The 15,499-nt window shown below is 56.8% G+C and carries 15 protein-coding genes; 11 read left to right on the forward strand and 4 right to left on the reverse strand.

The features are described 5' to 3' along the window. The first annotated feature begins 823 nt into the window (after positions 1-823). The 5 genes from fdhD (at position 824) to JDW22_RS11465 (ending at position 6,008) form a co-directional block, all read left to right on the forward strand. The gene (gene fdhD, locus JDW22_RS11445; RefSeq protein ID WP_200523159.1) at positions 824-1,621 is read left to right on the forward strand and encodes a formate dehydrogenase accessory sulfurtransferase FdhD; all 798 of its coding nucleotides are present in this window, start codon (positions 824-826) and stop codon (positions 1,619-1,621) included. 44 nt (positions 1,622-1,665) lie between these two features. Continuing rightward, positions 1,666-2,538, forward strand: a complete 873-nt coding sequence (locus JDW22_RS11450) for a formate dehydrogenase accessory protein FdhE (RefSeq protein WP_200523160.1) — start codon at positions 1,666-1,668, stop codon at positions 2,536-2,538. A gap of 241 nt (positions 2,539-2,779) precedes the next feature. Then, entirely contained in the window at positions 2,780-2,923 is a 144-nt protein-coding gene (locus JDW22_RS11455; protein WP_200523161.1) for a hypothetical protein, read from the forward strand. Between the two features lie 19 nt (positions 2,924-2,942). After that, the gene (locus JDW22_RS11460; protein ID WP_200523162.1) at positions 2,943-5,684 is read left to right on the forward strand and encodes a S8 family serine peptidase; all 2,742 of its coding nucleotides are present in this window, start codon (positions 2,943-2,945) and stop codon (positions 5,682-5,684) included. Between the two features lie 180 nt (positions 5,685-5,864). Beyond that, positions 5,865-6,008 (forward strand): hypothetical protein, encoded by a 144-nt coding sequence (locus tag JDW22_RS11465; protein WP_200523163.1) that lies wholly within the window; start codon positions 5,865-5,867, stop codon positions 6,006-6,008. Between the two features lie 157 nt (positions 6,009-6,165). On the opposite strand, the gene JDW22_RS11470 is transcribed toward JDW22_RS11465, so the two are convergent. From JDW22_RS11470 to JDW22_RS11480, 3 genes are all read right to left on the reverse strand, one after another. After that, a complete protein-coding gene (locus JDW22_RS11470; protein ID WP_235965497.1) occupies positions 6,166-7,686 on the reverse strand; it encodes a YfcC family protein in 1,521 nt (506 codons plus the stop codon). Between the two features lie 248 nt (positions 7,687-7,934). Beyond that, on the reverse strand, positions 7,935-8,990 hold the full coding sequence (locus JDW22_RS11475; protein WP_200523164.1) for a DUF1176 domain-containing protein: 1,056 nt from the start codon (positions 8,988-8,990) through the stop codon (positions 7,935-7,937). A gap of 155 nt (positions 8,991-9,145) precedes the next feature. Next, a complete protein-coding gene (locus JDW22_RS11480; RefSeq protein ID WP_200523165.1) occupies positions 9,146-9,304 on the reverse strand; it encodes a hypothetical protein in 159 nt (52 codons plus the stop codon). Positions 9,305-9,351: 47 nt separating this feature from the next. Here JDW22_RS11480 and nadE point away from each other — a divergent pair, with 47 nt between their 5' ends. The 6 genes from nadE to JDW22_RS11510 all read left to right on the forward strand — a co-directional run bounded on the left by nadE (position 9,352) and on the right by JDW22_RS11510 (position 15,128). Further along, the gene (gene nadE / locus JDW22_RS11485; protein WP_200523166.1) at positions 9,352-10,143 is read left to right on the forward strand and encodes an NAD(+) synthase; all 792 of its coding nucleotides are present in this window, start codon (positions 9,352-9,354) and stop codon (positions 10,141-10,143) included. Beyond that, positions 10,140-10,943 carry a Cof-type HAD-IIB family hydrolase gene (locus JDW22_RS11490; RefSeq protein ID WP_200523167.1) on the forward strand — a complete coding sequence of 268 codons (804 nt, stop codon included), beginning with the start codon at positions 10,140-10,142 and terminating at the stop codon, positions 10,941-10,943. Before nadE ends, JDW22_RS11490 begins: the two co-directional genes overlap by 4 nt. Positions 10,944-11,202: 259 nt before the next feature. Beyond that, positions 11,203-12,609 (forward strand): dihydrolipoyl dehydrogenase, encoded by a 1,407-nt coding sequence (locus JDW22_RS11495; RefSeq protein ID WP_200523168.1) that lies wholly within the window; start codon positions 11,203-11,205, stop codon positions 12,607-12,609. 532 nt (positions 12,610-13,141) lie between these two features. Further along, a complete protein-coding gene (locus JDW22_RS11500; RefSeq protein WP_200523169.1) occupies positions 13,142-13,408 on the forward strand; it encodes a hypothetical protein in 267 nt (88 codons plus the stop codon). Positions 13,409-13,481: 73 nt separating this feature from the next. Beyond that, the gene (locus JDW22_RS11505) at positions 13,482-14,549 is read left to right on the forward strand and encodes a glycosyltransferase family 9 protein (protein WP_200523170.1); all 1,068 of its coding nucleotides are present in this window, start codon (positions 13,482-13,484) and stop codon (positions 14,547-14,549) included. Between the two features lie 12 nt (positions 14,550-14,561). Further along, a complete protein-coding gene (locus JDW22_RS11510; RefSeq protein ID WP_200523171.1) occupies positions 14,562-15,128 on the forward strand; it encodes a flavin reductase family protein in 567 nt (188 codons plus the stop codon). Positions 15,129-15,207: 79 nt separating this feature from the next. On the opposite strand, the gene JDW22_RS11515 is transcribed toward JDW22_RS11510, so the two are convergent. After that, positions 15,208-15,477: a hypothetical protein gene (locus tag JDW22_RS11515; RefSeq protein ID WP_040558084.1), complete on the reverse strand. Its 270-nt coding sequence runs from the start codon at positions 15,475-15,477 to the stop codon at positions 15,208-15,210. Between the last annotated feature and the right edge of the window lie 22 nt (positions 15,478-15,499).

The raw sequence follows: 15,499 nt of genomic DNA on the forward strand, positions 1-15,499 counted from the left end.
CCTGAAAATCAAATGGAACGGCGGCGGCTCGCCGTCCAAATGGCGCATCAGCGTAGAGTGTGTGGCTTTGCCACGCACCGTCTAGCAAGGTTCAAAAAGCATTGCTGCTGGCAAACATCAGCAAACCTTTAATACGCCATCGCTTGCCTTTTCAGGCTGCCTTTGCGCCTATCCAAGGCAGCCTGAAAATATAAACAATACAGGCTCTGCCACGCACGCCGTATTCCATACAACAACTCTTTTCAGGCTGCCTAATCATCACAACTGTTTAATGCTGCTGCCCCTCCCTTACGTCCAGCCGAACGCAGCATTCTTTTTTCGGAAACAAGCGTACGCTTGTCCGACGACGCGCAAAGCGCGGCTAGTTCGCACGCGCCGAAAAAAAGATGCAGCCTTCGGGAAGCCCTGCACGTCGGGGTCGCCTTTCTTTTGCTTTGAACCTGTATTCATTAGCCGCATGAATAGATTTTGCGTCATAAAAGCATGGATACAAGGCGCAAAGCACAGCAAGGTTGGATACCTTGCGAGCATTTGCAACGCCGTAGCCATGTTTTTAGGGCGCAAAAGCTGTCGCGCGGATGATGAATGCAGGTTCACACTTTGGCGAAGCAAAGAAAAGTAAGTGCCCCGTCGGCACGAGACGCATGGTTAAAGCTAAACGAATACTAACAACCACAAGGCACCAACCATTTTCAGGCTGCCTATCCACAACTATCCTGTAAACCATAGAGGCAGCCTGAAAACCCAAACCCACAAAACAAATCGCCCCAAAGCCCCAACCCCAACCCTCCCCCCATCAACCCCCTTTTCAGACTACCCACCCATGCCCACTCCCCCCATCCAAACCACCCTCATCATCCGCTACCACCAAGCCAGCTTCACCCCCACCCAAGACACCCTCGCGCAAGAAGCCCCCATCGCCCTGGTGTACAACGGCATCTCCCACGCCGTCATCATGGCAACGCCGCAAGACATTTCCCAGCTCGCGCTCGGGTTCAGCATCAGCGAACACATCCTGCAACGCCCCAGCCAGCTCTACGGCAGCGAAATCGTTTACACGCCGCACGGCATCGAAGCCCGCTTGGAAATCGCCAGCGAATGCTTTGCCCAGCTCAAACAACGCCGCCGCACGCTCAACGGGCGCACAGGCTGCGGACTGTGCGGCATAGACAGCCTCGCCGCCGCCCAGCCAAGCATCGCCCCCGTAACACGCAGCCTGAAAACCCAAGCCGCCCATATCAACCAAGCCCTCGCCCAGTTCAACCAACACCAGCCCCTGCGCCAGCAAACCGGCAGTCTGCACGCCGCCGCGTGGGTGGTTGGCGGGCAAATCCAAGCCAGCTACGAAGACATCGGGCGGCACAACGCGCTAGACAAACTCATCGGGCATCTCGTGCAACACCGCGCCGACACCCAGCAAGGCTGGCTGCTGCTGTCCAGCCGCGCCAGCTACGAAATGATAGCCAAAGCCGCCAGCATCGGCATCCACACCATTGTTGCCGTCTCCGCCGCCACCGCGCTCGCCGCCCAAATCGCCGAACAAGCCCACATCACCCTAATCGGCTTTGCCAAACCCGAAAAATTCACCATCTACACCCATCCGCAATACATCACAGCCTAGCTCATCCGTTTTCAGGCTGCCTCACACACCCCAAAGGAACCCCCATGACCCCCGAACAAATCCAAAACAAACCCTTCTTCTACAAACCCTTCTACATCCCCCCAAAAGCCGACCTCTTCGCCCAACGCGCCCTCCGCTTCCAAGAACTCGCCCGGCAAGACAACAGCTCATGGCACGACTATCTCAGCATCATGGCAAGCCTTGCACAAGCGCAACAACACGCCCTAGACCAACACCCAAGGCAGCCTGAAACCGCCTTGCCGCGCGTTCCAACCGTGCCGCCGCACACCATCGGCAGCCTGAAAACCATCATCCGCCACATCGCCCCCACCCTATCCGAGGCCACCCAAGCCACCCTGCAAATCCTGCTCAACACCCCCGAAGCCGAGCTCACCGCCCTTGCCGAACGCATCCTGCAAGGCGACATCCCCGAACACGAAAAACCCTACCAAATCTGGCTGCACGCCGCCCTACAAGTCGCCTACACCGCCCAAGCCCAACAACAAAGCGACGACACCATCCCCCCCCAAGACGACCGCGCCCACTGCCCAAACTGCGGCAACGAAGCCATCGCCTCAATCATCCTCAGCGGCGGCGACTGGGACGGCTTGCGCTACCAACACTGCCCCCTATGCAACAGCCAATGGAACGCCCTACGCGCCAAATGCACCTACTGCGGCGACCAATCCGCCATCTCCCACCAACAAATAGACAACCCCCAAGCCCCCGCCGTTTACCAAGGCGCACGCGCCGAATGCTGCGGAAAATGCCATCACTACCGCAAAGTTTTCCTGCACAGCCAACAACGCCACGCCGACCCCGTCGCCGACGACCTCGCCAGCCTCGCCCTAGACATCCTGCTTGCCGAGCAAAACGAATACACCCGCGGCGGGCACAACCCGTTCTGGCTGGACTAACCCCAAGCCCAAGCCGTTTTCAGGCTGCCCCAAGCAACAAAAGGCAGCCTGAAAACCGCTTCGCCAACAGCCAAACCGCCATTTCACCGCACCAAACAGGCCGACCCCTTTGCCCAAGCCTGGGAGCAGTCTGCGTAGCGAAACAGAGTGGCGACGTTTTTTTGCAAAGGTTTCAGGCTGCCTTCCCCAAAAAGGCAGCCTGAAAATCCATCAGCCCGCCCACCGCCGCCAAGCCCATCCCATGCAAAATAAAAAATTTCGGCGAATCACCCCATTAGCCCCGGCCGCCACCGCCAGCCAAAGCACGCCCCCCAAACGGGAACAAAAAATGCTGGAAAACAGGCTCCACACCCAAGCAGGCATCAGCCCCGCCCGCCCCCGATAACCCAACCCACGGAGTTCCCATGAAAAGCGCACCCTTCAAAACCATCACCCTAGCCGTGCTCGCCGCCCTGCTGTCAGCCTGCGGCGGCGGAGGCGGCGGCAGCGGTTCCGACATCCGCCCCGACTACAACGGCGGCGGCAACGGCAATAACCACACGGGCAACGGCAGCCGCCCCATTTCAGGCACATGGCAAGCCGCAGCCGCCAACGACAAAGCCGAAGCCCTGAGCGGCGACGGCGCCTACATCGGCATCGTGGACACCGGCATCAAAACCGACGGCATCGGCTTGCGCAACCGCAACGCCCGCATCAGCAAAAAAGTTATCGCCGTCTACGACAACGAACTGGTCGATTCCAACGACACCATCGGCCACGGCACCAAAATGACCGAAATCATCTTAGACCACGCCCCCCAAGCCGCCATCAATTCGGGCGTGAACAGCCCGAGCAGCGTGTATTCGTCCACCGGCCTGACCAACCTGCTGCTGGCGATGGAGCAAGGCACCAAAATCAGCATCCTCAACAACTCATACGGCGACGACACCACCTCCAACAACGTCGACATCGAATACGGCAAAAACTACGAAAAACTCAGCAACAGCTATTTGCTGCCGCTGTACCGCGAATTCGTCAACCGCAACGTGCTCGTGCTCAAAGCCGCCGGCAACGAAGACCGCACCATCACCAACGCCGGCGCCGCCCTGCCCCTTGTCGCCCCCGAGCTGGAAAAAGGCTTTCTCGCCATCAGCGCCTACGACCAAGCAAGCGGCGAGAAAACCCAAAACGCCTGCGGCGAGCTGACCAAAAACTGGTGCATCACCGCCCCCGAGCTCTTCTCCACCTACGGCATCGACACGCAAAAAACCGCCTATGTCGGCACGTCCAACGCCACCGCCTATGTTTCCGCTCTGTCTGCCCGCATCAAAAGCCGCTACGACTGGTTCAGCAACGAAGACATCAAAAACGCCCTGATTACCACCGCCACCGACAAAGGCGCGCCGGGCGTGGATGCCGTTTGGGGGCACGGCTTGGTAAACGAATCCGCCAGCCTCAACGGCTACGGACGCTTCGACAAAACCCACACCTTCAACGTGGAAGGCAACAAACGCGCCTATTTCTTCGACAACGACATTTCAGGCGCGGGCGGCATGATTAAAACGGGCGGCGACATCTTGGTGATGAACGGCAACAACACCTACACCGGCAACACCGAAATCCGCGCGGGCGAACTGGTTGCCAACGGCCATTCTGTGTCTAACCATATTGTGGGCAGCGGCGGCAAGCTCACCATCGGCGACAGCGCCGACACCATCCGCTTAGGCTCGGTCAGCAACCAAGGCACACTGGAAGTGAACCAAGCCAATCTGCAAATCAACGGCAGCCTGAATAACCGAAACGGCAACATCAACCAAGCCATCGGCACCCGCATCAACATCAGCGGCAACGCCGACTTAACCAACAGCAGCCTCACGCTCACCGGCGTGAAAAACGGCTATGTAACCCGCCAAGGCAACACCGAAGTGCTGCTCGATGCAGAGCAAGGCATCAGCAGCGCAGCAGGCTTTGCCGTGCGCTACGGCACGCAACTGGGCGAACTGATTAACAACAGCTACAACGTAACCGGCAAGCAAGTGAGCGTAACCACCTCGCGCCAACAAATCGGCGACGTGCTGCGCAACCAAGCCAACTACACGGGGCGCGACAAAACCATCTCCATCCTTGACGGCTTGCTGGACAAGCTGGATGCGAGCAAGCTGGGCAACAGCATCACCTACGGCTACATAATGCCCACCAACGACGAACCCGTGGCGGGCGCAGGCATCGCCCAAGCCCTGCTCACCAGCCGCGCGCTCAACAAAACCGTGTTCGGACTCAGCACCGAAACCGCCCGCCACGCGCAAGAACACGCTGTGAACGAAAAAATCGCCCGCAGCGACAAAACCATGCGGCAAGCCCTGATGTCCAACGCAGGAGGCACGATGTGGGTGGACACGGGCTACGGCACCTCACACGCCCGCAACATGGCAAGCACCCACGGCGAAAGTAAGGATTACAGCCAATCGCTCGGCTTGGCGCGCCACTTAGGCGCAGATGGCAAACACGGGCTTGCCGTGCAACTGAGCAACCTGTCGCACAAATGGACGGAAAGCTACGCCGGCTTGGACAAGAAAATCACCACGCGCGGCGCAGGCTTGGAAGGCGCGTACACCTTTAGCCAAGGCAGCTACTGGCTTTCCGCCATGCTGGGCGTGGATTTCCTGAAAGCCAAAACCGACTTCGGCTCAGACCATGGCAACCAATACCTTTTCGGCATCGCCGCAGGCAAAGCGTTCAACTTTGACCGTTTCAGCATCATGCCCAGCATCAGCCTGCAACACGCCCGCATCAACGGCTTGGACTACGCCCTCAACCGCTACGGCGCGGATTTGGTTTCCGCCGACAACGTGAAAACCCACGAAACCAGCGCCACCCTCGGCGTGGATGGCTTGTGGAAAATCGACGAAAAAGGCAAATGGACGCTCAACGCAGGCTTGAAGCTGCGCGAAATCCTCAACGGCAAAACCCGCTACACCGCCAACTACGGCGGCATCAAAACCAACGTGCGCGAATCGTATTCAGGGCACCGCCCCAACATCGCCTTAACCGTGGGCACGAACTACCACATCACCGACAGCCTGAACGTGTACCTCAACGGCGCGTATGAAAACGGCCGATACCGCAACAAACGCGCGGCAAACGTGGGCTTGGGTTGGAAGTTCTGAACCATCGTTCTCGCAAAGCCGAACGGCAGCCTGAAAACGACTGCTGACAAAAATCCGCATTTTGCTTCCACCCAAGCAAAGTGCGGATGATTGTTTTCAGGCTGCCTTAGCGTTTTCAGGCTGCCTCAACTGTTTACCAAGTCCCCTGAGGCAGCCTGAAACCTTTGCCAAGCCTAATCTATGGCGCGTCGGCGGCTCGCCGACATTTTGCCAATCAGCAAAGCCATGTTGAAGCAACTATTTGGCGACGAGCCGTCGCCGCTCCATTTTAGATTTCAGGCTGCCTCAACCCCTCAACTGTTTGCAAACCATAAGGCAGCCTGAAAACAGCAAAGCCGCTTGGCACAATGCCCAACGGTTTTTACCGGATAGCTTGAGATTGGATTTCAGGCTGCCTCACTTCCCTATCCCAACAAATAAACCAGCCCACCGGAACCCCAAGTTCCAATGGGCTGATTTCTATCTATCCGCTGACAAACAGCTAACTCAACGCCACTTCCGTCAGCAGCATCACCGTGGCAATTGCCAGCAACGCGCCAATCATCGGCAGCACAAATTTCACCCATTTGTTAAACGGAATATTCAGCATTTGCAGGGTAACCAGCACCAAACCGGTCGGCGCAAGGAACAGCATCGCATATTGCCCCCACATATACGCGCTCACCACAATATGGCGCGGCACGCCCACCGTATCCGCCAACGGCGCCATAATCGGCATAGACAGCACCGCCAAGCCGGAAGAAGACGGCACAATCAAACCTAGGAAGAAGAACACCACCAGTTGCGCCATAATAAACAAAGCGGGCGGCATACCTGTTACCAAATGGGTAGAAAAATCCAAAATGGTATCGGAAATCAAGCCTTCTTCCAGCACCATGTTCACACCGCGCGCCAAGCCGATAATCAGCGACACGCCCACCAATTCAGATGCACCTTTGGTAAACGAGTTCACAATATCCTGCTCGCTCAGCCCCGACAAAATCATCACAAAAAACGCAATGGTTAAGAACGAAGCCGCCATTTGCGGGAACCACCAGCCGCGCGACATCACGCCCCACACCAAAATGGGGAACGCGGCAACAAACAGCACCAAAATCACTTTTTTGCGCCAGTCAAACGCCACTTCGCCTTCGGCTTTCACATCTTGCATATACAATTTGTAAAATTCTTCGCGGTCTTCATAGGTGTACGAGAAGCTGGGGTCGGCTTTGATTTTGTTGGTGTACCAGCGCAGGTAGGCAATCACGCAGCCCACGCCCAGCACCAAACCGATCGCACGCGGCACAATGCCTTGCGTGAACACAATCCCCGCCGCATTAGACGCAATCACCACCGAGAAGGGATTGATGGTGGAAAACGCCGTCCCCATCGACGAAGCCAAGAAAATCGCGCCCACGCACACAATGGAGTCATAGCCCAGCGATAAGAACACGGGCACCAGAATCGGATAGAACGCCACCGCTTCTTCTTCCATGCCGCAGGTTGTGCCGCCCAGCGCCATCAACACGCAGACCATGAACACAATCATAAATTCATTGCCTTTGCTGCGTTTGGACAGCGCGGTTAAGCCCGCGTTGAATGCGCCAGTTTTGTTAATCACGCCGATTAAGCCACCAAGCACAAAGATAAACGCCATCACGTCTGCGCCTTCAATGGTGCCACGCACCATGCTTTCGGCAATGTCGCCCAAGCCTTTGGGGTGTTGCGGCACGCGCTGATAGCTGTTGGGAATGGCGATGGGCTTGCGAATCACGCCGTCGGTAAAGTTTTTCAGCTCAATTTTGATGTTGAGTTTGTCCAACGTTTCTTTGGTGGCGGGCATGGTGGTATCTGCTTCGCCGTGTTTTTTGATGACAAACACTTTCTCGGTTGAGTTGTAAGTCAGTTTTGAATAAGTACCAGAGGGGACGATCCAAGTTGCGCCCACGGCAATCACCATGATGATGAGCAAAATGGTGAACGCGGAGGGGAAATGGAACGGTTTTTTTACTTTCTTCTCCATCATAAGCTCCTTAAAATCGCAGCGCACGCTTTCAAACAACCAAAACGCTGCTGCATCTTGTTCAAACGTTACAAAAAGATACAAGTAGAAAACAGCTTGAAATTGGCAAATTACACGATTTTTATTGCTTAGTTTTTCCGAATTCTAGACCTATTCGCCCAATCTGTCTTAATTTAGGTCAATTTGTTTTAACTTATTTTCATTGTTTGTTGATATAAATTTACACGGATTTCTGTTAAGCAGCCCGCTTATTTTTCGCGGCGGATTTCCGATGTGGTGCGATAAAAATCCCATGCGCCGCCGGGGAAGCCTCGGCACAGCCCGGTATCTTTTTCTTCGGCAAGCACAAATTCCGTGCCGTTCCATGCGTAGGTTTCGGTGGATAAGCAATCGCCCAAGCCGCGCCCTTTCAAACCCGCGTTGAGCAAGCCGTTTTGGTAGCCCTCGCCCATATTGCCAAGCAAGCCGATATATTTTTTCACCGTTTTGCCTTTGCCGTCGGTAAGGAAATAGTCATCCATGCCTTGATACGCGCCACGTCCGCAGAAAACGGATAACAGCGCGTTGTCTTTATCAATCGGGTACAGCGCCATGTCTTCTTTTTCGTCATCCGCACAGCCGTAGGTATCGCTTTGCAACTCTTTGGGCGAGGCGGCGTTGCGCGCGGCAAGCAGTTGCGCCAGCAGGTTTTTGTAGCCTTTGCTGCCGTATTTGATGATAACGGGCTTGGCGGACAACACGCTCGGCACGGTGATAACGGGCTTGGGCTGGGCGGCAAGCACGGTTTTCTGCTCGTTGCCGATGTGGATAAACGCGCTGGGCGTGCCTTCGCGCTGTTGGAAAGTGTCCGCGTGCAGCAGGGTTACGTTCGCGCCCTCGTTGGATAACATCCACGTTTCGTTTTGGTGTCGGAAGGCAACGCTTTGCCCGCGTTTTACGGCGGTGAGCAGGGCTTGGGTTTGGCTGCCGCTTAATTTGCCGTATCCCGAATTTTTATCCAAGGCAACTTGCCCGTGCGCTTTGCCGTCAATCAACAATTCCGCATTGGGCAATGCTTTTTCGCTCATCAGATAAACTTCGCCCTCAATCGGCGTGTTTTCGCCTGCGGCGCGGGTAAACAGCACGCTCGCCGGCTTGTCGCTGCCTGATTCCGAGTAGCCTGCGATGCGGCAAGTGCCTGTGTTGTCACATTGCATTTCCCAGTCTTTTTCAATTTGCCCCACGCCTTGGATGGGTGCGGCGTGCAGCGTTGCGGCGGCGGCAAAAGCGGCGGCGAGGATGCTCAGGCGGATGGTGTGTTTCATGATAATTCCTTTCATGGTGAACAATCGGCTAAAACCCTGTATTCGCAATCATTATAGATATTTTACGGCTTGTTGCGCCGATGTTTTCGCTGTGCGGACACGCGGGGGCATTTTCAGGCTGCCTTTGCCCATTGCGGCGGCCTGCTCAGCGTCATTTAAAACCCTTGCCCCGCCATAATGCCCGCTTGTTGCCGCCCGCTTTGCCCGCCGAAGCAAAGCGCATGGGCGCGGCTTGCTATAATGCGGTTTTCAGGCTGCCTCAAACCACCGCTCATCCAATCGGCAGCCTGAAAACCAATAGAAGCAGCCTGCAAAGCGTAGCGGCGTTGCGAAGCGAAAACCCGTTCACAAAGGAAACCCCATGCAAACGCAAAAAATCATCCAACACATCGTCAACTGGCTGCGCGATTACGCCGCGCAAGCCCGCGCCCAAGGCTTTGTGGTGGGCGTGTCGGGCGGCATTGATTCTGCCGTGGTGTCCACGCTCTGCGCGCAAACCGCGCTGCCCACGCTGCTGCTCAATATGCCCATCCGCCAAAAGGTTGACCAATTTGACCGCGCCGCCGAACACATCGCCGCGCTGGTTGCCCAATATGCCAACGCACACGGCGAAACCGTGGATTTAACGCCCACCTTTGAGCAATTTGAACGCACCGTGCTTACAGGCAGCCTGAAAAGCCCCAACCAAGATTTAGCGATGGCAAACACCCGCTCGCGTCTGCGCATGACCGCGCTGTATTACTACGGGCAAATCAACGGTCTGCTGGTGGCTGGCACGGGCAACAAAGTGGAAGACTTCGGCGTGGGCTTTTTCACCAAATACGGCGATGGCGGTGTGGACATCAGCCCGATTGCCGATTTGCTCAAAACGCAAGTGTATGCAATCGCCAAAGAACTGGGCATCGCCCAAGCCATCCAAACCGCCGCGCCCACCGATGGGCTGTGGGATGGCGAGCGCACCGACGAGCAACAAATCGGCGCAACCTATCCCGAACTGGAACGCGCGATGGCGCAATTTGAACGCGGCATCACGCGCAACGCGCTATCAGGACGCGAGCAAGAAGTGTTTGACATCTTTGTGAAACTCAACCGCGCCACCCAGCACAAAATCCAACCCATCCCCGTTTGCACCATCCCCAAAGAATATTTATGAAACCCCAGCCCAAAATCATCTTTTTTGACATCGACGAAACGCTGTACATCAATCGCGGTAAAAAATATGTGCCCGAAAGTGCCAAAACCGCGCTGAAATTGCTGAAACAAAAAGGCATTATTACCGCCATCGCCACGGGGCGCACCATCCCCGTTATTCCACCCAAAATCGTTGAATTGATTGAAGAATGCGGCATCGACATGATTGTCTCGCTCAACGGGCAATATGTGGAATACCAAGGAAAAGCCCTTGCCAAGTTCCCGCTAGATAACGCCATGCTCACCAGGTTTTCAGGCTGCCTCAAAGCGCGCGGCATCGCCCACATGCTTGCCACGCGCGAAGGCTTGTTTGCCATTGTGGAAAACCGCTATCTGCAAGACGCGCTCGGTTCGCTGGGCATCAGCTACCAATCCGACCCCGCCGCCTGCGGCAAATACGACACCTACCAACTGCTCGGCTTTTACCCCGCCGAACAAGATGGCGAAATCGCCCCGCTGCTGCCGCCCTCGCTGCAAATCATCCGCTGGCATCCCAGCGGCGTGGACATGCTGGACAAAGCCGGCTCAAAAGCGCGCGGCATCGCCGCCGCGTTGGACAAATTGGGCATCAGCATCGCCGACAGCATGGCGTTTGGCGACGGGCCGAACGATTTGGAAATGATTGCCGGCGTGGGCTTCGGCGTGGCGATGGGCAACGCCGTGCCCGAGTTGAAAGCCGTTGCCGATTACGTTTGCCCCGCCATCGACGAAGACGGCATTTATCGCGGCTTGGTGGATTTGGGCGTGATTGAAGCAGCATAGCGGCAGCAAGAACATGGTTTCAGGCTGCCTATTCTCATCCTCAAAGGCAGCCTGAAAACAACATGCAACGGCAACGGCTCATCGCCCAATGCGGCATTGAGACAAGGCTTGGTGATGGAAACCATATCGGCGCGCCGCCAACGCGCCATTTTGAATTTCAGGCTGCCTAAACGCCCAAATTAAATCTTTTAATTAAAATAAACCGCTATCTAAAATATAATAGCGAAACTTTATTATCAAAACCCCGAAAGGAATCAACATGAAACAAATCAAAGCAGACGTCGCCGTTATCGGCGCAGGCACCGCAGGCATGGGCGCATTTCGCAACGCGCTGCGTTTTACCGACAACGTGTATCTGATTGAAAACAACGTGTATGGCACAACCTGCGCGCGCGTGGGCTGCATGCCCTCCAAGCTGATGATTGCCGCCGCCGAAGCGCGGCACCACGCGCTGCACACCGACCCGTTCGGCGTGCATTTGGACAAATCGTCCGTGCGCGTGGACGGCGCGGAAGTGATGAACCGCGTGAAATCCGAGCGCGACCGTTTCGTCGGCTTTGTGGTGGAAGACGTGATGGCGTGGGACGAAAGCAAACGCATCATGGGACACGCCAAATTTATCGACGAACACACCGTCCAAGTGGACGACCACACGCAAATCCGCGCCGATCGCATCGTAATCGCCACAGGTTCTCGCCCCGTGGTGTTCCCACAATGGCAGGTTTTGGGCGACAAATTGATTGTAAACGACGACGTGTTCTCTTGGGACACGCTGCCTGAAAGCGTTGCCGTGTTCGGGCCGGGTGTGATTGGTTTGGAGTTGGGGCAAGCATTATCCCGCTTGGGCGTGCGCGTGGAAATCTTCGGCTTGGGCGGCTTACTCGGCGGTATTTCCGACCCCGTGGTGCTGCAAGAAGCCGTTGAAATTTTTAGCGCGGAGATGACGCTGCATCTGGATGCCCAAACCGAAACGCAATTAACCGCCGAGGGCAAAGTGCAGGTGCGCTGGACGCAAGAGGGCGAGCGCGGCACGTTCACGGCGGATTATCTGCTGGCGGCAACAGGCCGCCGCCCGAATGTGGACAATTTGGGCTTGGAAAACCTGCCCATTGAGCTGGACGCGCGCGGCGTGCCCGTTGCCGACCCGCACACCATGCAAACCAGCATCCCGCATATTTTCATCGCGGGCGACGCGTCCAACCAACTGCCGCTGCTGCACGAAGCCGCCGACCAAGGCAAAATCGCGGGCGACAACGCGGGACGTTTCCCCAACGTGCAAGCAGGCTTGCGCCGCAGCCTGCTGGGCGTGGTGTTCACCCATCCGCAAATCGCAACGGTGGGCGCGCGTTTTGCCACGTTGCAAGCGCAGTATGGCGAGCGTTTTGAGCGCGATGTGGTTATCGGGCAAGTGTCGTTCTGCAACCAAGGGCGCAGCCGCGTGATGCTGGTGAACAAAGGGGTGTTGCGCGTGTATGCCGACAAGGCGACGGGGCGGCTGCTGGGCGCGGAAGCGATTGGACCTGCGGTGGAACACTTGGCGCACCTGCTGGCTTGGGCGCACCAAATGCACATGACCATTCCGCAAATGCTGGAAATGCCGTTCTATCATCCCGTGATTGAAGAGGGTTTGCGCACGGCGTTGCGCGATGCGGCGGCGAAGCTGTAACACGCCGCACCCAACCCCTGAGGCAGCCTGAAACGCGCGGCGGAATGGAGAAACCGAACCGGCAAACCGTTTTCAGGCTGCCCTTTTTCGCGGGCAACAGCGGGCGGTTATCAACATGCAATGCAAAGGCAGCCTGAAACCTTTACCTCCCAAAGGCAGCCTGAAAAACCAAACCGTTTGGTGTGCCGTTCATCGCGCCAAACGGTTTTTTGCCGGGCAGGCGGGTTTCAGTTTCGCAACACCGCATCGCGGACTGAACCCTTTGTCCAATCCAAAGGCAGCCTGAAACGCCCCCTTATCCGCCCAAAACCTGCCATTGTTGGTATGATTGCGTTTACACAATCCTAACCTAACCCATTAGAGTTTTAACATGAAACCCAACTGGCTACTGATTACCCAAAACGACGACCACAGCTATCTCGACCATTTTGCCCCAACCCTGCAAGAACACCCCGCCGATGTGGGCGTGGCGTAGGGCAGCCCTGACACGGTTCACTATCTGCCCAACCTCGCCGACGCCCATTACGACACCGTGCTGGTTGCGCATGCCGTGCTGCAAAACGCCCCCGTGGAAGCCTATGCCCACTGGCTGCGCGTGCTCAAACCCGAAGGCAGCCTGTGCCTGCGATGCAACAGTTTTGACGCAATCAAATCCGCGCTGGTGCATCTGAACGCCCTCATCGCCGACATCCGCACGCTCGATAACCATTCGTTTGTGCTGGTGAAAAAACCCTATGACGCCGGCGACCCCAGCTTTTTGCTCACCTTGGGCACGGAAAAAGAAGCCCGGCAAGCCTGACGAAGCAATTGAGCTATACCGCCAAGCCGCGCTGTGGCATGCCGCCAACGAGCAAACCTACTACCGCTAATTCATGCTCTACCAACGGCTAGGCTGGCACGCGCCGGCAGAAAAAGCCGCGCAACAGTTTTACCTGTGCCGGCAAACGCCCGCGCTCAAATTCCAGCAAGCCCAGCTTGTTTTGCAAATGCAAGACTACCCGCGCGGTTTCCGCCAGCGCGAAAAAGCGGTGGCAAACGTGGCGCTGCATCATCGCAGCCCTTTCCCGCCCGAAGGCGACGACATTTTGGCAAAACGCTGGCAACGCCAATCGCCCAAAGGCAAGACTTTTGTGATTTGGAGCGAGCTGGGGCTGAGCGACGAAATCATGTTTGCCCAACTGGCGCATCTGTTCAAACGCCAGCTGGGCGTGGCGAAACTGATTGTGCTGGCGCACGCCGATGCCGCCGCCCTGCTCCAAACCCATCCCGATATCGACGAAGCGTTTGACGTGGCAACATGGCACGAGCATTTAACCGAATTTGATTTTTGGGAATTTCCCTACGCGCTGCTCACGCGGTTTGACCGCCCGTTTGAAACGCTGCCCAAACGCCATCCCTATCTGTTTGCCGAGAAAGCGCAAAAACGCCGTTTCATCGGCGTGTTCCCGCTGAACCGCAGCCGCGCGCGCATCGGCTTGGCGTGGCGCAACGCCGACATCCCCGAGGACGACATCCGCTCCGTATACGATGTGCAAGACTTGGACGCGCTGGTTGCCGCCGCGCCCGACGCGCATTGGGTGTGCCTGCAACAAAACCTCACCGCCGCAGAAAAACAATGGCTGGAAAAACACCGCATCGCGCAGTTTTCCGATGACATCGGCGGCTTGGCGGATTTGGCGGGCTTGATGGCGCATTTGGATTTCGTGGTCAGCACCGATACGCCCGTTATCCATTTGGCGGGGGCGATGGGCATTGAGGACGCGGTGATGCTGTCTGCGCCTGCTTACGCTTGGAACTGGGGGATAGCGGGCAGCAAACGCAATATGTGGTATCCCACCGTGGAAAATTGGCACGCGCCCCACCCGCTGGCAAGCTGGCGCGAAATCATCAGCGAGGTGGCGCAACACCTGCACGCGCATCTGCACAACCGAACGTTTTAAGGCAAACACACGATGACCATCCAATCTATTCCTTTACCCAAAGCCTTTCGCCTGCTCAACCACGGGCCCGTTTTGCTGGTTTCAGGCTGCCACAACGGCACGGACAACGCGATGGCGGCGGCATGGGGCTGCCCGCTGGATTACAACCCCTGCCGCTTAACGGTGGTGCTGGACAAATCGGCGTTTACGCGCAATCTGATTGAGCAAAGCGGGCGTTTTGCCGTGCAGATTCCCGTGCAAACGCAGGCAGAATTGGTGCTAGCCATGGGGCGCAGCAGCCGCAACGCCAATCCGCGCAAAATGGATAATGTGCCGCTGTTTCGCCAAGCGGGGTTTGATGTGCCGCTGGTGGCGGGCTGTGCGGCGTGGCTGGCGTGCCGCGTGTTGCCCGAGCCGCACAATCAGCAGGCGTATGATTTGTTTATCGGCGAAGTGGAAGCGGCGTGGGCAGACGATGCGGTGTTCCGCGACGGGCATTGGCGGTTTGACGAGGCGGGCGACGATTGGCGCACATTGCATTATGTGTCGGGCGGGCAGTTTTACGCGATTGGGCGGGGGCTGGATTTAGGGGAGCGGTAAGACACAACAAAGGCAGCCTGAAAACGGGTTTTCCCATTTTCAGGCTGCCTTTTTGTCTTCATATTGAGCTAGGCGGCAATCACCAAAACGGCGCAGGCAGTTTGCGCGCGCAAAAATGCGCCGCCGCCGATTGGAAACAGGTATAACGCGCCCGCTTGGCGTTGCCGGTTTGCTTAAACGCGCCGTTGCGATGGTACACCGCCAGCGGCGCATCGCCGTGCCGGTAACGCCACGTTTGCGTATCGGCTTGGTATTCGGCGGTAAAGTCATACTGCTTTTGCCCGATTTGATAGCTCGCCGATTGCACATCGGGCAGATTGGGGCGCGGCGCGGAAGACACCACTTGCACGCGGCAGCGTTACGCTTTTTCA

It is taken from the genome of Kingella bonacorsii (assembly GCF_016623605.1).
Lineage (GTDB): Bacteria > Pseudomonadota > Gammaproteobacteria > Burkholderiales > Neisseriaceae > Kingella_B > Kingella_B oralis.